We start from the raw sequence: 16,544 nt of genomic DNA on the forward strand, positions 1-16,544 counted from the left end.
TTACCACGGAGCAATAAGAAAATCAGCCCCGACTTTCAGATTATCGGTGCCAGACGAAGCGGCCCTAAGGCACTACACTTATCGGGTCATCTTACTAAGGAACACGCATGTTAGCTCCCCAGCCTGATAAAGCAGGACTCCACATCTTATTAAAACTCGCCTGTCTGGTGGTTATCCTTGCGGGTATACATGCTGCCGCTGACATTATCGTCCAGCTCCTGCTGGCGCTCTTTTTTGCCATTGTCCTCAATCCGCTGGTGACCTGGTTTTTACGCCGGGGCGTGAGCCGCCCGGTGGCCATCACCATCGTGGTTATCGTGATGCTGATTGGCCTGACGGCGCTCTTCGGCGTACTGGCGGCATCGCTGAGCGAATTCTCCACCATGTTGCCGCAGTACAATAAAGAGCTGACGCGTAAAATCGTCGCGCTGCAGGAGATGATGCCCTTTCTTAACCTGCATATTTCGCCAGAACGGATGCTGCGCAGGATGGATTCCGAGAAGGTCATGACCTACGCCACCACGCTGATGACCGGCCTTTCCGGCGCGATGGCCAGCATTTTGCTGCTGGTCATGACGGTGGTGTTTATGCTGTTCGAAGTGCGCCATGTTCCGTATAAGCTGCGCTTTGCTTTAAATAACCCGCAAATACACATTGCCGGCCTACACCGCGCCTTAAAGGGCGTCTCCAAATATCTGGCGCTGAAAACGCTGCTGAGCGTCTGGACCGGGATTATTGTCTGGCTGGGGCTGATGCTGATGGATGTTCAGTTCGCGCTGATGTGGGGGGTGCTGGCGTTTCTGCTGAACTACGTGCCGAATATTGGCGCGGTGCTTTCCGCCGTGCCGCCGATGATTCAGGCGTTTCTGTTTAACGGTTTCTACGAATGTATGCTGGTCGGAGCGCTGTTCCTCGTCGTGCATATGGTGCTGGGCAACATTCTTGAACCGCGCATGATGGGGCACCGGCTGGGCATGTCGACGCTGGTGGTGTTTTTATCCTTGCTGATTTGGGGATGGCTGCTGGGCCCTGTCGGCATGCTGCTGTCGGTCCCGCTGACCAGCGTATGTAAAATCTGGATGGAAACCACCAAAGGGGGCAGCAAGCTGGCGATCCTGCTTGGGCCGGGGCGGCCGAAAAGCCGGTTGCCGGGGTAATGTATCTGTCTGTGTAAACGGGTTTATACCGTCAAATACCGCGACGCTCACCGTCGCGGTATTTTTATTTGCGTTAAGGCTTATTCCTTCCGTTTTTTTATCAACTCACCCAGATTTCGCTTAAATGCAACACCCCCCTTAAAGCAAATTAAAAAAAACGGAATGATTAATTATTTTGCGTGATATTATACCCCGCCTTAGCGACGACGTAATGTAAACATTAATATTGATTAAAACACACCTGACTTAATCCCTAAGCCTGGTGATGCTTATTTGTAAAAAACACTACCTTTAATTGTTATTATTGATATGGAGTTGTTGATGAAAAAGCTCGTTAAATGGTGCACTGCCGCCGTATTCGTTGGCGCACTGGCTGGCTGTGCGCGTACCGCCCCTATTGCTCAGGTTCACTCTGTCGTGAGCGCCGGTCATACTGCCGATCAGGTGAAAACAGCCATTTTGAAAGCAGGCCAGAAGCGTGACTGGATCATGACGGAAGCGGGCCCGGGCGTGATTAAGGGCCGTCTACAGGCACGCGATCACTCGGTCCAGGTGCGTATTCCCTACTCTGCGACAAGTTATTCAATTAATTACGAAAGCAGCCTGAACCTGAAAGCGGCAGACGGTAAAATTCACAAAAATTATAACCGCTGGGTGAACAACCTCGACCATGATATTCAGCTGAACCTTTCTGCGGGTGCCGCGCTGTAATATTTTTCTAAAGTCGGGCCGGACATGGCCCGATAACCTCATTTCTTACCCTGAAAGGTTACGCAACAATGTACGAAAAGGACACGCTCAGCGCGCTGGATGCCATTACCGAAGCGCAACGCATCGCTTTTGCGCCGATGTTATTTCAGACCGCGCTTTGTCTGCGTAACTCGGGCGTTCTCGCCTGGCTCGATAAACAGGGTAATAAGGGGGCGAGCCTCGACGAAATAACCGAAAACAGTACCCTGAGCAGTTATGCCGTCAGCGTATTGTTAGACATGGGATTAAGCGGGCGGATAATTACTTATAAAGAAGGTCGTTATTTCCTGGCGAAAGTGGGCCATTTCTTACTCCACGATCCCATGACCCGCGTTAATATGGATTTCACGCAGGACGTCTGTTACCAGGGGTTATTTCATCTGGCCGATGCCCTGCAGAAAGAAAAACCGACTGGATTATCCGTGTTTGGCGACTGGCCAACCATCTATCCGGCTTTATCCCAGCTTCCTGCCCCGGCAAAAGAGAGCTGGTTTGCCTTCGATCATTACTATTCCGACGCCGCTTTTGACGCTGCGTTGCCATATATATTCGCAAGCTCGCCGACAAAATTGTACGATGTGGGCGGAAATACAGGTAAATGGTCGTTACGCTGCTGCCGCTATGACGACAATGTTGCCGTGACGATCCTCGATCTCCCGCAGCAGATAGCGCTGGCGCAGGAAAACATCGAAAAAGCAGGTTTTTCTCATCGTATTGGATTCCATGCTGTCGATATGCTTAGTCCGTCGGCATTGCCGGGAGATGCCGACGTCTGGTGGATGAGCCAGTTCCTCGACTGTTTCTCTCCGGATCAGATTGTCGCCATGCTGACGCGCGTCGCAGAGGTCATGAAGCCTGGCGCACGGTTGTGCATCATGGAGCTTTTCTGGGATGCCCAGAAATATGAAGCGGCGGCTTTCAGCCTGAATGCCACCTCGCTCTATTTCACCTGTATGGCGAATGGCAATAGCCGGTTTTACAGCGTAGAGAAGTTTTATCACTACCTGGAAAGGGCGGGCTTCAGCATAGCACAGCGGCTGGATAACCTTGGGGTAGGTCATACCCTGTTAATTTGCACCAAACGTGAACAATAGCGCAGCCTGGCTGCCCTTTGAATACGGTATTCCGCGGACGCGCGTAGATGAAATTTTCACTGAACATTATTGACTGGCAGGCAAGAGCGCCAGGACTAAGCGATGCCGCAGAGTGGCAGGCGTGGTCGCGCCTGCAGTCGACCATCGACCCGACGGCTCCTCTACCCCGCCTGACCGCGTTACCCATGATGACCGCGCGCCGCCTTAACTCAGGCAGTAAGCTGGCGGTGGATATTGGTCTTGCCATGCTGCAAAGCCACGCCATAGACGCCGTCGTCTATTCCAGCCGCCACGGCGAGCTGGAGCGCAATTACCGTATTCTGCATACGCTGGCGACCGGGCAGGCCGTCTCGCCTACCGACTTCGCCATGTCCGTGCACAATTCCGCGGTGGGCAATCTCACGATCGCCGCTCGCCAGCCTGTTGTCTCGTCATCCATTTCCGCCGGGCTGGACACCTTCCAGCAGGCCCTGTGTGAAGTGCTGAGCCTGCTGCATACGGGCTACTCCCGCGTCCTGCTGGTGGATTTTGACGGCGCGCTGCCGGAATTTTACCATCCGGCGTTACCGCCGCAGATGCCTACCTGGCCTTACGCGGTGGCGCTGGTGATTGAAGCCGGCAGCGAATGGCAGTGCGAAACCCGCAGCGGCAGCACGGGCGAGGAAGCCGCCCTGCCGCAAAGCCTGATGTTCCTGCAACGCTATCTCCGTGAGGAACAACAGTTTGTGGTGCCCGGCGAACGTTTGCTGTGGCAGTGGGCGCGCCAATGAACCGCCTGACCGCCCGGATCAACTGGCTATGGCGTCTGGCCATGACCGGATTCTGCTTCGTGCTGTTTGGCGCGGGCGGGCTGCTGTTGTCGCTGGTCTGGTTCAACCTGCTGCTGATTGCCCAGCGCGATCGCGCCAAACGCCGTCGCCTGGCGCGCCGCAGCATCGCGGCCAGCTTCCGCTTCTTCTTAACCGTTGCCCGCGGCACCGGGGTGCTGGACTATCGCATCCACAATCTTGATGCCCTGCGCGGCGATCGGGGCTGCCTGGTGGTGGCTAACCACCCTACGTTAATTGACTACGTGATTCTGGCGTCGGTAATGCCCGAAACCGACTGTCTGGTGAAAAGCGCGCTGCTGCGCAATCCGTTTGTCAGCGGCGTTATCCGCGCGGCAGATTATCTGATTAACAGCGAAGCCGAGCCCCTGCTCACCGCCAGCCAGCAGCGTCTGGCCCAGGGCGACACGCTGTTAATCTTCCCGGAAGGGACGCGTACCCGCCCAGGTGAGGCGATGTCCCTCCAGCGCGGCGCGGCAAATATCGCCGTGCGCTGCCGCAGCGATCTGCGGATCGTACTCATCCACTGCAGCGAGCACCTGCTGGATAAAAAAAGCCGCTGGTATGATGTACCGCCCGCAAAACCTGTCTTTACCGTCGATGTGCGCGATCGCGTGAACATCGACGAATTTTACGATGCAAGGCAACAAGAACCGGCACTGGCGGCAAGGCAGTTAAACCGGCACCTGCAGCATCGATTAACATCAGGCCTTCAATCTTTGTCAGGAATTAATGATGCAAGCGCTTTATCTTGAAATTAAGAATCTCATTATCACCACGCTGAATCTGGACGAGCTTACCGCAGAGGATATTGATACCGATGCCGCGCTGTTTGGCGACGGGCTGGGTCTCGACTCTATCGACGCGCTGGAGCTGGGTCTGGCGGTGAAAAACCAGTATGGCGTGGTGCTTTCTGCCGAAAGCGAAGAGATGCGCCAGCACTTCTTTTCCGTCGCCACCCTGGCGTCCTTTATCCACGCCCAACGCGCCTGAGATGTGAACTATGACCGAACAAGAAACCATTTATCAGGAAGTCTGCGGCCTTCTGACCAAACTCTTTGAAATCGACCCGCAGGACATTACGCCCGAAGCCCGTCTTTACGAAGACCTGGAGCTGGACAGCATTGACGCGGTGGACATGATTGTCCATCTGCAGAAGAAAACCGGTAAGAAAATCAAGCCGGAAACCTTCAAATCGGTTCGTACCGTTCAGGATGTGGTAGACGCCGTCGAACAGCTGCTGCGCGAAGAGTAAGACACCGTGCGTGGTGGACGGACGTTCCCGGTCATCCCACTCCTGACGGGGCTGATGCTGCTGGCGTGGCCCTTCCTGATTGGATTTGGGCTGACGCATAACAGCCTGCCGTGGCTGCTGCCGGTGATGGCGCTGCTGTTGCTGCTGCGGCTGCGCCAGGCGCGGCGTAACACCGGCCCGATGCGGTATGTGGTGCAGTGCGTGGCGCTGGCGGGGATCGCGCTCTGCGCGGCAAGCTACCTGCTGAAAACCCACCAGTGGCTGCTGTTTTACCCTGTGGTCGTTAATCTTGTGATGCTCGCCGTGTTCGGCGGTTCGCTCTGGACAGCGATGCCGCTGGTCGAACGCCTGGCGCGCTTACGTGAGCCAAATTTGCCGCCGGAGGGCGTGCGCTATACCCGCAGGGTGACCCTCGTCTGGTGCGGATTTTTCATCGGCAACGGGGCGATGGCGCTGTATACCGTCCTGCACGGCGACATGCATCTGTGGACGCTGTGGAACGGTATGGTGGCTTACATCCTGATGGGGACGCTGATGGCGGCAGAGTGGCTGGTGCGCCAGCGGGTGATAAAAAAAGAGATACACAATGAATAACCCCCTTCCGCTGGGCCAGTGGTTAAACGCGCCCCGCCCTGACGACACGCCCGTTGCCTGGCTCGACGATCGTACCTGGACGCTGGGCCAGCTGCGTCACGACGTGACGTTACTGGTCGACACCCTGCGTCAGCAGGAAGGCGAGCGCTGGGCGCTGTGCTTTGAAAACAGCTACCTGTTTATTGTTGCGCTGCTGGCCTCGCTGCATGCCGGTAAAACGCCGGTCATTCCCGGCCATAGCCGCGTTTCGCTGCTTGAGGAGCAGCAGCCGCTGTTTAGCGGCGTCCTGAGCGATCGGTCCCTCGATATCGACGGGCAGCTGATTGTGGTAGCCTCCCGCCACCAGACGATCGCCCGCTGGGTACCCCTGCCGGAGATTAACGAAAACCGCTTCGTCGAGCTGTTCACCTCCGGCTCCACGGGAACGCCGCGCCGGGTGGTTAAGCACATCGTCAGCCTGGATCGCGAAGCCCGCCTGCTGGCTGACCGCTTCGGCGAACGCCTGGCTGGCTGTAGCGTTGTGGCCTCCGTCGTCCCGCAACATCTCTACGGCCTGACATTTCGCATCGTCCTGCCGATGGCGATGGGCCTGCCGCTGCATGCCGCGATGCTCTACTACGCAGAGCAGCTGGCCGCCCTTCCTCATGACCGGCATTACCTGTTCATCAGCAGCCCTGCGTTCCTGAAGCGCCTGGATACCGAACTGGCCGCGCCGCCCGTCAGGATGCTGATTTCCGCGGGCGGAATGCTGCCCTGGCGTGACGTCTCCACCACGGTTGGCTGGCTTAACATCTGGCCGGACGAAATTTATGGCAGCACCGAAACCGGGATCCTCGCCTGGCGCCATCGCGTGGAAGATAACCTGCCGTGGCTACCCTTCCCCGGCGTAAACTTCCATCAGGAAGATGACGCCTGCCGCGTCACTTCGCCACTTATCCATGAGGCTGAAGGACTCCAGCTGGACGATATCCTCCACTTCGACAGTGAGGGGCTGTTTAGCATCGCCGGTCGTCGCGGACGGGTGGTCAAAATTGAAGAAAAGCGCATCTCGCTTAACGAGATTGAGCGTCGCCTGCTGGAGCTTGACGGCGTTTGCGAGGCGGCTGCGCTGCCGGTTACGCGCGGGGGCCGTCAGGGGATTGGCGTCCTGCTGGTGCTGGATGAGGCGGTTCGTCAGCGCTGGCATCTGCAGGATAAAAAAGCCCAGGAGTTCGCCTGGCGACGCGCCCTGCTGCCGTGGCTTGAGCCGGTCGCCGTTCCACGCTACTGGCGCATTGTCGATGAGATGCCGGTAAACAGTATGAACAAGCGTGTCTATGCGCAGTTAGAGGAGTTATTTCATGAAAATTCATGAAATCGAGCGCCATCAGGCACAGCCGGAGAAGCTGGAGATCGTGTTGCATCTCGACGCCTCTCTGTTCTGGTTTCAGGGCCATTTTGCCGTACAGCCGCTGCTGCCCGGCGTTGCGCAGGTTGACTGGGTGATGCACTACGCAACGACTTTACTGGCACCGGGCTACCGCTTTCACAGCATTCAAAACGTGAAGTTCCAGGCGCCTCTGCTGCCGGAAACCACGGTGACGCTGGTGCTTGAGTGGCATGCCGGGCGCAAACTGCTGACCTTCAGCTACCTGCGTCATGACGGGGCTGAACGCCATACCGCCAGCAGCGGGAAAATTCGTCTATGTCAGTAACCTTCCGCCCCTGCGTGCTGATCCCGTGCTACAACCACGGCGCCACGATGGCCAGCGTGCTGTCGCGCCTCTCGCCGTTTGGCCTGCCGTGCCTGGTGGTGGATGACGGCAGCGAAGCCGCCACCCGCCAGGAGCTTGAGCGGCTGGCGGCGGAGCAGCCGCAGATGACGCTGGTCCGTCTGGCGCAAAACGCCGGCAAAGGTGCCGCGGTCATCAGGGGGCTGGAGGAGTGCGCGCGTGCGGGCTATACCCACGCCCTGCAGGTGGACGCGGACGGCCAGCATGCCATCGAAGATATTCCCAAAATGCTGGCGCTGGCGGAGCGCCACCCGGACGCGCTGATTTCCGGCCAGCCCGTTTACGATGATTCTATCCCGCGCTCGCGGCTCTACGGGCGCTGGGTCACCCACGTCTGGGTATGGATTGAGACCTTATCCCTGCAGCTTAAAGACAGCATGTGCGGCTTTCGGGTCTACCCGGTCTCGCCCACGCTGCGGCTCGCCGCGCGTGAAACGCTCGGTAAACGGATGGATTTTGACACCGAAGTGATGGTCCGTCTCTACTGGCAGGGTAACACCAGCGTCTTTCTGCCCACCCGCGTGACCTATCCGCAGGACGGGTTGTCCCACTTCGACGCGTTGAAAGATAACGTGCGGATCTCCCTGATGCATACCCGGCTGTTCTTCGGCATGCTGCCCCGCATTCCCGGCCTGCTCTTCCGTCGACGCGGCCAGCACTGGGCGCAGCAGGACGAGGTTAAAGGCCTGTGGGGCATGCGCCTGATGCTGCGCGTCTGGCAGCTGCTGGGGCGGCGGGCGTTTACCGTGCTGCTGTGGCCGGTGATCGGCGTCTACTGGCTGATCGCGCGTCCGGCGCGGCAGGCTTCGCGGCAGTGGATTGCACGCGTGAAGCAGGTGCTGATGCAGCGGAACATGCCTGTTCCAGCACGTCTCAACAGCTTTTTCCATTTCATGCGCTTCGGCAACGCGATGCTGGACAAAGTCGCCAGCTGGCGCGGCGAGCTGAAGTTTAAGCGCGACGTGGTCTTTGCTCCCGGCGCGAGCGAAACGCTTAATATCGCGGCGCCGCAGGGCAAGCTGCTGCTGGCCTCGCATCTTGGCGACGTAGAAGCCTGCCGGGCGCTGGCCCAGTTGGACGGCAGCAAAACCATCAACGCCCTGGTCTTCAGCGAGAACGCCCGGCGCTTTAAGCAAATTATGCGCGAAATGGCGCCCCAGGCCGGCGTGAATTTGATGTCGGTCACCGACATCGGCCCGGACACCGCCATTGCCATCAAAGAGAAGCTTGAGCGCGGAGAATGGGTCGCGATCGTGGGCGACCGCATCGCCGTCAACCCGCAGCGTGGCGGCGAGTGGCGGGTGATCTGGAGCCCGTTCATGGGCCAGCCCGCACCGTTCCCTCAGGGGCCGTTTATCCTGGCCTCCATTCTGCGCTGTCCGGTGGTGTTGATTTTCGCCCTGCGCCAGCAGGGTAAGCTCGTCCTGCACAGCGAGCCGTTTGCCGACCCGCTGATCCTGCCGCGCGGGGAACGCCAGCAGGCGCTGCAGGCTACCGTCGATCGCTACGCGCAGCGGCTGGAGCATTACGCCCTGATGTCGCCGCTCGACTGGTTTAATTTTTTCGATTTCTGGCATCTGCCAGAGTCCAGAGAGAAGGAGTAAAGGGTGCTGACCGATCCCCGCTTTACGACTGAAGTTGAGATCACCGTTCCGTTCCACGACGTCGATATGATGGGCGTGGTCTGGCACGGCAACTATTTTCGCTACTTTGAGATCGCCCGCGAGGCGCTGCTCAATCAGTTTGACTATGGCTATCGCCAGATGAAAGCCTCCGGCTACGTCTGGCCCGTTGTCGACACGCGGGTGAAATACCGCGATGCGGTGACCTTTGAGCAGCGCATTCGCGTTCGCGCGCAGATTGAAGAGTATGAAAACCGCCTGCGCATTGCCTATCAAATTTTCGATGCGCAGAGCGGCAAACGCACCACCACCGGCTACACCATCCAGGTAGCGGTAGAAGAAGCCACCCGCGAAATGTGCTTTGTCAGTCCGGCAGTACTGTTTGAACGTATGGGAGTCACGCCATGAAATGGTTGCCTTTGCTGGCGCTGATCGTCAGCCCGCTGGTCAGCGCCGTGACGCTGGATGAACTGCAGCAGCGTTTCACCGAGCAGCCCGTGGTGCGCGCGCACTTCGAACAGGTCCGCACGATAAAAGATATGCCACAGCCGCTGCGCTCGCAGGGCGAGATGCTGATCGCCCGCGACAGCGGCCTGCTGTGGGATCAAAAAGCGCCGTTTCCGATGACGCTGCTGCTGGACGACAAGCGGATGGTTCAGGCGATCAACGGCCAGCCGCCGCAGACCATCACCGCCGACAATAATCCGCAGATGTTCCAGTTCAACCACCTGCTGCGGGCCCTGTTCCAGGCCGACCGCAAGGTGCTGGAAGAGAACTTCCGCATCGATTTTAAAGACCTGGGCGCGGGCCGCTGGTCGCTGGTGCTTACCCCAAAAACGACGCCGCTGGACAAGATTTTCGCCACCCTCGATCTGGGCGGCGCGACCTATCTTGAGACGATCCGCCTGAACGACAGGCAGGGCGACCGTACCGATATCGCCCTTTCAAACCACCAACTGACGCCCGCCAGCCTGACCGATGACGAACGCCAACGCTTTGCCGCACCGTAAATCCCTGCGCCCGGCACTGCTGTGGGCCACGGTATGTCTGGTTATGCTGGGCGTGCTGCTGTCGCTGCTGCCCGGCGCGCGGCTGAACAGCAGCGTGCTGGCCATGCTGCCGAAGCAGACGCTGGGGGCGATCCCTCCGGCGCTCAACGACGGGTTTATGCAGCGTCTCGACCGCCAGCTGGTCTGGCTGGTCAGCCCCGGCAAAGAACCCGATCCGCGCGTGGCGCAGCAGTGGCTTGAACTGCTGCACGGCAGCGACGCGCTCCGCGAGGTCAAAGGCCCGATGGACGCCGCCGGGCAAAAGGCCTGGGGAGAATTCTTCTGGCAGCACCGCAACGGGCTGATTGATCCGGCCACCCGCGCCCGCCTGCAAAACGGCGGAGAAGCGCAGGCGCAGTGGATTTTATCCCAGCTCTACTCCGCCTTCTCCGGCGTCAGCGGTAAAGAGCTGCAAAACGATCCGCTGATGCTGATGCGCGGCTCGCAGCTCGCCCTGGCGCAAAACGGCCAGAAGCTGCGGCTGATGGACGGCTGGCTGGTCACGCAAGATGAAGCGGGAAACTACTGGTATCTGCTGCACGGCGAACTGGCGGGCTCATCATTTGATATGCAGCAGACCCACCGGCTCGTGACGACGCTTAACGCGCTGCAACAGACGCTGAAAGCGCGTTACCCGCAGGCGCAGCTGCTTTCGCGCGGGACGGTGTTCTACAGCGATTATGCCAGCCAGCAGGCTAAACGTGACGTCTCAACGCTGGGCATCGCCACCCTGCTTGGGGTGTTCCTGCTGATCGTGGCGGTGTTCCGCTCTCTGCGCCCGCTGCTGCTGAGCGTGCTCTCCATTGCCATCGGCGCGCTGGCGGGCACGGTGGTGACGCTGCTGCTCTTTGGCGAACTGCACCTGATGACGCTGGTGATGAGCATGAGCATCATCGGTATTTCGGCCGACTATACGCTTTACTACCTGACCGAACGGATGGTGCACGGCGCTGAGCTCTCTCCCTGGCAAAGCCTGGCCAAAGTGCGCAATGCGCTGCTGCTGGCGCTGCTGACGACCGTCGCCGCCTACCTGATTATGATGCTGGCCCCCTTCCCCGGGATCCGCCAGATGGCGGTATTTGCCGCGACGGGGCTGAGCGCCTCCTGCCTGACGGTGATTTTCTGGCATCCGTGGCTGTGCCGGGGTTTGCCGGTGCGCCCGGTTCCCTTTATGGTCCTGATGTTGCGCTGGCTGGCCGCCTGGCGACGCAGTAAAAAACTGTCCGTTGGTCTGCCCGTCGCGCTGGCGCTGCTCTCCGCCGTGGGAATGAGCACCCTGAAGGTGGACGACGACATCGCCCAGCTGCAGGCGCTGCCGAAAGATATTCTGGCGCAGGAGAAAACCATTACCGCCCTGACCGGCCAAAGCGTCGATCATAAATGGTTTGTGGTGCACGGCGCTTCTCCCCAGCAAACGCTGGAGCGGCTGGAAGCCTTTACTCCCGCGCTGGCCGAGGCGCAAAAGGCGGGGGATCTCACCCGCTGGCGCACCCTGCCGCTGAACTCGCTGGCCCGCCAGAAAAGCGACCTTGCGCTACTGCGGAACGCCGCGCCTGCGGTGACGAACGTGCTGAAAAGCGCAGGGCTCAACGCCGTTTCCCCCAATCTGGACGCCATGCCGGTCAGCGTGGACGCGTGGCTTGAAAGTCCGGCCAGCGAGGGCTGGCGCCTGCTCTGGCTGACCCTGCCCGATGGGGAAAGCGGCGTGCTCGTGCCGGTGGACGGCGCAAAAAACAGCGCGGCGCTCGGTGAGCTGGCCGCGCGCCATGACGGCGTCGTCTGGGTGGACCGCAAGGCCAGCTTTGACAGCCTGTTTGCCCTCTACCGCACGCTGCTGACGGGGCTACTGTTTGCGGCGCTGGCGGTGATTGCCTGCGGGGCGATGCTGCGCCTCGGCTGGCGCAAAGGGCTGATCAGCCTGGTGCCGTCCGCACTGTCGCTGAGCTGCGGGCTGGCCGCGCTGGCCGCAACGGGCCACCCGGTAAATCTGTTTTCACTGCTGGCGCTGGTACTGGTGCTCGGCATTGGCATTAACTACACGCTGTTCTTCAGCAACCCGCGCGGTACGCCGCTGACTTCGATGCTGGCGATTACCCTGGCCATGATGACCACCCTGCTGACGCTGGGCATGCTCGTCTTCAGCGCCACCCAGGCTATCAGCAGCTTTGGTATTGTGCTGGTGAGCGGTATTTTCACCGCCTTCCTGCTGGCACCGCTGGCGATGCCGGATAAGAAAGAGAGAAAACGTAAATGAACGCTGTTTATCGCGCCGTCGCGCTGGCCGCGGTGTTGCTGCTGGCAGGCTGCAGCCATTCGACCGATACCAAAGAGACGCGGCCTCAGGCCTGGCTTCAGCCTGGCACCAAAGTCACTCTGCCGCCGCCCGGCATCAGCCCGGCGGTAAGCTCCCAGCAGCTGCTGACCGGCAGCTTTAACGGGCAAACGCAGTCCCTGCTGGTGATGCTCAACGCGGATGCGCATAAGGTCACGCTGGCCGGCCTCTCTTCCGTGGGCATTCGCCTGTTCCTGGCAACGTACGACGAGAGCGGTATTCATACCGAGCAGTCGATCGTCGTGCCGCAGCTGCCGCCCGCCAGCCAGGTGCTGGCCGACGTGATGCTCAGCCACTGGCCGATTAGCGCCTGGCAGCCGCAGTTGCCGAAGGGCTGGACGTTAACGGACAATGGCGATCGGCGCGAGCTGCGCAACGCCAGCGGCAAGCTGGTGACGGAGATTGTCTACCTCCAGCGCAAAGGCAAGCGCGAGCCGATCAGCATCGAGCAACACGTATTCAAATACCACATCACCATTCAATATCTGGGTGACTGAGATGATTTATATATCCGCTGTTGGCATGGTCAACGCGCTGGGCAACTCGCCTGATGAAATTGCCGCCAACCTGGCTGCGGGCGTGGCGCCGGGCATGCACGCCCGGACCGGCTGGCTGCAGGGAATGCCCGAAGCGGTACTGGGCGGGGTGGAAGGCGAACTGCCGCTCATCCCGGACACCTTCTCTGCACACCGCACCCGCAACAACCAGCTGCTGCTGGCCGCGCTGGCGCAGATTCAGCCCGCCGTCGACGAGGCCATCGCCCGTGTTGGTCGCGACCGCGTGGCCGTGGTGCTGGGAACCAGCACCTCCGGGCTGGATGAAGGCGATGAGCACGTGCGTCTCATGACCGATGGCGAGACCAGCACGCGCTGGCAGTATCCGCAGCAGGAGCTGGGCGATCCGTCCCGCTTTCTCGCCAACTGGCTGCAGCTTGAAGGCCCGGCCTATACGATCTCCACCGCCTGCTCCTCCAGCGCGCGGGCGATGATCGGCGGCAAACGCCTGATCGAAGCCGGGCTGGTGGATATCGCCATTGTCGGCGGAGCAGACACCCTGAGCCGGATGCCCGTGAACGGCTTTAACAGTCTTGAATCCTTCTCCCCCACGCTCTGCGAGCCGTTTGGCCGGGACCGCCGGGGGATCACCATCGGTGAAGCGGCGGCGCTGATGGTATTAAGCCGGGAACCCGCGGACGTGGCGCTGCTCGGCACGGGCGAATCCAGCGATGCGTACCATATTTCCGCCCCGCATCCGCAGGGCGACGGGGCGATAAGGGCTATCACTCAGGCGCTCAGCGAAGCGGGCATGCAGCCGGACGACATCGGCTACATCAACCTGCACGGCACGGCCACGCCGCTCAACGATCAGATTGAATCACAGGTGGTTCACGATCTCTTCGGAGAAAGCGTGCCGTGCAGTTCAACCAAACACCTTACCGGCCACACGCTGGGCGCTGCCGGCATTACCGAAGCGGCTTTGAGCTGGCTTATCCTGACGCGCGATCTGCCCTTGCCGCCGCAGGATTTTTCCCGCTACGCTCCGGACGAGACGCTGGCGCCGTGCGGCCTGCTGCACCAGAGCACCGCCCTGAAAAAGCCGGTGATTTTGTCTAACTCGTTCGCGTTTGGCGGCAATAACGCCAGCATTCTGCTGGGGAGAACGTCATGAGCTATCTATCACCCGAAGCCTATTTGCCGCACGATGCGCCCATGATGCTGCTGGGGTCCGTTGAAAATGTGACGGATGACATGGCGGTCTGCCGCGTGGCGGTTGACAGGCAAAGCGTGCTGGCGCCGTTTCTCAATGCCGATGGCGACCTGCCGGGCTGGTACGCGCTCGAGCTAATGGCGCAGACCGTTGGCGTCTGGTCGGGCTGGCATCGTCAGCAGCAGGGGCAGGAACATATCGCGCTGGGCATGGTGCTCGGTGCGCGCGAGCTGGTCTGCGCCAGCGGGCGTTTCGCCAAAGGCTTAACGCTGGACATTACCGTTAAGCTGCTGATGCAGGACGAACGCTTCGGCAGTTTTGAATGCACGATTTGCGCAGGTGAAGAGACGCTGGCCACGGGCCGGGTCAATACCTTCCAGCCGACTGCAGAAGAATTAACATCGCTTTTTAATCAGGGATCCCACGCATGAGTCGTTCCGTACTGGTCACAGGGGCCAGCAAAGGCATTGGTCGCGCCATCGCCCGCCAGCTTGCCGCTGACGGGTTCACCGTCGGCGTGCATTACCATCGTGATGCCGCAGGCGCGCAGGAGACGCTGGACGCCATCACGCAGGCGGGCGGCAGCGGCCGTTTACTCTCGTTTGACGTAGGCAACCGCGAGCAGTGCCGTGAAGTGCTTGAACAGGAAATTGATGCCCATGGCGCATGGTATGGCGTGGTCAGCAACGCCGGAATTACCCGCGATGGCGCTTTTCCGGCACTGAGTGAAGACGACTGGGACAGCGTGATCCACACCAATCTCGACAGTTTTTATAACGTCATACACCCCTGCATTATGCCCATGATCGGCACCCGTCAGGGCGGGCGCATTATTACCTTATCCTCCGTCTCCGGCGTGATGGGCAACCGCGGCCAGGTGAACTACAGCGCGGCCAAAGCGGGCATTATCGGTGCCACCAAAGCGCTGGCGATCGAGCTGGCAAAACGCAAAATCACCGTGAACTGCATTGCGCCAGGGCTGATTGATACCGGCATGATTGAGATGGAGGAGGCCGCGCTGAAGGAAGCGATGTCCATTATCCCAATGAAACGTATGGGCCAGGCTGAGGAGGTCGCCGGGCTGGCAAGCTATCTGATGTCGGATATCGCGGGCTATGTCACCCGCCAGGTCATTTCGATTAACGGAGGAATGCTATGACGCGTCGCGTGGTGATTACGGGCATGGGCGGCGTCACCGCCTTTGGCGAGAACTGGCAGTCCGTTTCCAGCCGGCTGCTGGCGTATGAAAACGCCGTGCGTAAAATGCCGGAATGGCAGGTTTATGATGGCCTGCACACCCTGCTGGGCGCGCCGATCGACGATTTCACGCTGCCGGAACACTATACCCGCAAGCGTATTCGCGCCATGGGCCGCGTGTCGCTGATGTCGACCCGCGCCACCGAGCTGGCGCTGGAGCAGGCGGGGCTGATTGGCGAAGCGGTGCTCACCAACGGGCAAACCGGCATCGCCTACGGTTCTTCAACAGGCAGCACCGGCCCGGTCAGCGAATTCGCGACCATGCTTACCGAAAAGCACACCAATAACATCACCGGGACAACCTACGTCCAGATGATGCCGCACACCACCGCGGTGAATACCGGCCTGTTCTTTGGACTACGTGGCCGCGTGATCCCAACGTCGAGCGCCTGTACCTCCGGCAGCCAGGCGATTGGCTACGCCTGGGAGGCAATTCGCCACGGGTATCAGACCGTGATGGTCGCGGGGGGCGCGGAAGAGCTTTGTCCGTCTGAAGCGGCGGTGTTTGACACGCTGTTTGCCACCAGCCAGCGCAACGACGAACCCAAAACCACCCCCTCGCCGTTCGATACGCAGCGCGATGGTCTGGTGATTGGGGAAGGCGCAGGCACCCTGATTCTGGAGGAGCTTGAGCACGCCAGAGCGCGCGGGGCCACCATCTACGGTGAGATCGTGGGCTTTGCCACCAACTGTGACGCGGCCCATATCACCCAGCCGCAGCGTGACACCATGCAGATTTGCATGGAGCAGTCGCTGGCGATGGCGGGGTTAAGCGCCCGGGATATGGGGTATATCTCCGCGCACGGTACCGCCACCGACCGCGGCGATATCGCCGAAAGCCAGGCCACGGCCGCCATCTACGGTGACAGCGTGCCGGTTTCCTCGCTGAAGAGCTATTTTGGCCACACGCTGGGGGCCTGCGGCGCGCTGGAAGCGTGGATGAGCCTGCAGATGATGCGCGAAGGCTGGTTTGCCCCGACGCTCAATTTAACGCAGCCGGATGAGCAATGCGGGGCTTTAGATTATATTATGGGAGAAGCCCGTCAGATTGACTGCGAGTATCTGCAGAGCAATAACTTCGCGTTTGGCGGCATCAATACCTCGATTATCATTAAACGCTGGGCGTAA

The 16,544-nt window shown here is 60.0% G+C and carries 19 protein-coding genes; all 19 read left to right on the forward strand.

Features of this window, described 5'->3' with window-relative positions; translation table 11 throughout:
- Window positions 1-107: 107 nt before the first annotated feature.
- The 19 genes from ACTJI7_RS11340 to ACTJI7_RS11430 all read left to right on the forward strand — a co-directional run bounded on the left by ACTJI7_RS11340 (window position 108) and on the right by ACTJI7_RS11430 (window position 16,544).
- Window positions 108-1,157 (forward strand): AI-2E family transporter, encoded by a 1,050-nt coding sequence (locus ACTJI7_RS11340; protein ID WP_041911893.1) that lies wholly within the window; start codon window positions 108-110, stop codon window positions 1,155-1,157.
- A 321-nt stretch (window positions 1,158-1,478) separates the two neighbouring features.
- The gene (locus ACTJI7_RS11345) at window positions 1,479-1,868 is read left to right on the forward strand and encodes a hypothetical protein (RefSeq protein WP_028014697.1); all 390 of its coding nucleotides are present in this window, start codon (window positions 1,479-1,481) and stop codon (window positions 1,866-1,868) included.
- Window positions 1,869-1,936: 68 nt separating this feature from the next.
- The gene (locus ACTJI7_RS11350; protein ID WP_048998999.1) at window positions 1,937-3,001 is read left to right on the forward strand and encodes a class I SAM-dependent methyltransferase; all 1,065 of its coding nucleotides are present in this window, start codon (window positions 1,937-1,939) and stop codon (window positions 2,999-3,001) included.
- Window positions 3,002-3,048: 47 nt separating this feature from the next.
- Window positions 3,049-3,771 (forward strand): beta-ketoacyl synthase chain length factor, encoded by a 723-nt coding sequence (locus ACTJI7_RS11355; RefSeq protein ID WP_063155495.1) that lies wholly within the window; start codon window positions 3,049-3,051, stop codon window positions 3,769-3,771.
- Window positions 3,768-4,583 (forward strand): lysophospholipid acyltransferase family protein, encoded by an 816-nt coding sequence (locus ACTJI7_RS11360; RefSeq protein WP_063155494.1) that lies wholly within the window; start codon window positions 3,768-3,770, stop codon window positions 4,581-4,583. The genes ACTJI7_RS11355 and ACTJI7_RS11360 overlap by 4 nt, the downstream gene beginning before the upstream one ends.
- Window positions 4,564-4,821 carry a phosphopantetheine-binding protein gene (locus tag ACTJI7_RS11365; RefSeq protein WP_028014701.1) on the forward strand — a complete coding sequence of 86 codons (258 nt, stop codon included), beginning with the start codon at window positions 4,564-4,566 and terminating at the stop codon, window positions 4,819-4,821. The genes ACTJI7_RS11360 and ACTJI7_RS11365 overlap by 20 nt, the downstream gene beginning before the upstream one ends.
- 10 nt (window positions 4,822-4,831) lie before the next feature.
- Window positions 4,832-5,083 carry an acyl carrier protein gene (locus ACTJI7_RS11370; protein WP_024908875.1) on the forward strand — a complete coding sequence of 84 codons (252 nt, stop codon included), beginning with the start codon at window positions 4,832-4,834 and terminating at the stop codon, window positions 5,081-5,083.
- A gap of 6 nt (window positions 5,084-5,089) precedes the next feature.
- The gene (locus ACTJI7_RS11375) at window positions 5,090-5,677 is read left to right on the forward strand and encodes a hypothetical protein (protein WP_063155493.1); all 588 of its coding nucleotides are present in this window, start codon (window positions 5,090-5,092) and stop codon (window positions 5,675-5,677) included.
- Window positions 5,670-7,031, forward strand: a complete 1,362-nt coding sequence (locus ACTJI7_RS11380) for an acyl-CoA synthetase (RefSeq protein WP_059355347.1) — start codon at window positions 5,670-5,672, stop codon at window positions 7,029-7,031. The genes ACTJI7_RS11375 and ACTJI7_RS11380 overlap by 8 nt, the downstream gene beginning before the upstream one ends.
- Window positions 7,018-7,371 (forward strand): ApeI family dehydratase, encoded by a 354-nt coding sequence (locus ACTJI7_RS11385; RefSeq protein ID WP_063155492.1) that lies wholly within the window; start codon window positions 7,018-7,020, stop codon window positions 7,369-7,371. Before ACTJI7_RS11380 ends, ACTJI7_RS11385 begins: the two co-directional genes overlap by 14 nt.
- Window positions 7,362-9,053 carry a glycosyltransferase family 2 protein gene (locus ACTJI7_RS11390; protein ID WP_063155491.1) on the forward strand — a complete coding sequence of 564 codons (1,692 nt, stop codon included), beginning with the start codon at window positions 7,362-7,364 and terminating at the stop codon, window positions 9,051-9,053. Before ACTJI7_RS11385 ends, ACTJI7_RS11390 begins: the two co-directional genes overlap by 10 nt.
- 3 nt (window positions 9,054-9,056) lie before the next feature.
- Window positions 9,057-9,479: an acyl-CoA thioesterase gene (locus ACTJI7_RS11395; RefSeq protein ID WP_045259382.1), complete on the forward strand. Its 423-nt coding sequence runs from the start codon at window positions 9,057-9,059 to the stop codon at window positions 9,477-9,479.
- Window positions 9,476-10,081 (forward strand): outer membrane lipoprotein carrier protein LolA, encoded by a 606-nt coding sequence (locus ACTJI7_RS11400; RefSeq protein WP_045631452.1) that lies wholly within the window; start codon window positions 9,476-9,478, stop codon window positions 10,079-10,081. The genes ACTJI7_RS11395 and ACTJI7_RS11400 overlap by 4 nt, the downstream gene beginning before the upstream one ends.
- A complete protein-coding gene (locus ACTJI7_RS11405) occupies window positions 10,050-12,374 on the forward strand; it encodes an MMPL family transporter (RefSeq protein WP_440670417.1) in 2,325 nt (774 codons plus the stop codon). The genes ACTJI7_RS11400 and ACTJI7_RS11405 overlap by 32 nt, the downstream gene beginning before the upstream one ends.
- Complete coding sequence (locus ACTJI7_RS11410) at window positions 12,371-12,949, forward strand: DUF3261 domain-containing protein (RefSeq protein ID WP_049138150.1); 579 nt, start codon at window positions 12,371-12,373, stop codon at window positions 12,947-12,949. The genes ACTJI7_RS11405 and ACTJI7_RS11410 overlap by 4 nt, the downstream gene beginning before the upstream one ends.
- A 1-nt stretch (window position 12,950) precedes the next feature.
- On the forward strand, window positions 12,951-14,120 hold the full coding sequence (locus ACTJI7_RS11415; protein ID WP_063155489.1) for a beta-ketoacyl-[acyl-carrier-protein] synthase family protein: 1,170 nt from the start codon (window positions 12,951-12,953) through the stop codon (window positions 14,118-14,120).
- Entirely contained in the window at window positions 14,117-14,590 is a 474-nt protein-coding gene (locus tag ACTJI7_RS11420; RefSeq protein ID WP_045259387.1) for an ApeP family dehydratase, read from the forward strand. Before ACTJI7_RS11415 ends, ACTJI7_RS11420 begins: the two co-directional genes overlap by 4 nt.
- Window positions 14,587-15,318, forward strand: a complete 732-nt coding sequence (locus ACTJI7_RS11425) for a 3-ketoacyl-ACP reductase FabG2 (protein WP_028014712.1) — start codon at window positions 14,587-14,589, stop codon at window positions 15,316-15,318. Before ACTJI7_RS11420 ends, ACTJI7_RS11425 begins: the two co-directional genes overlap by 4 nt.
- Window positions 15,315-16,544, forward strand: coding sequence for a beta-ketoacyl-ACP synthase (locus ACTJI7_RS11430; protein WP_048960810.1), 1,230 nt, complete (start codon window positions 15,315-15,317; stop codon window positions 16,542-16,544). Before ACTJI7_RS11425 ends, ACTJI7_RS11430 begins: the two co-directional genes overlap by 4 nt.

This window comes from Enterobacter sp. 22499 (assembly GCF_052044815.1).
GTDB classification, from domain to species: Bacteria; Pseudomonadota; Gammaproteobacteria; order Enterobacterales; family Enterobacteriaceae; genus Enterobacter; species Enterobacter bugandensis.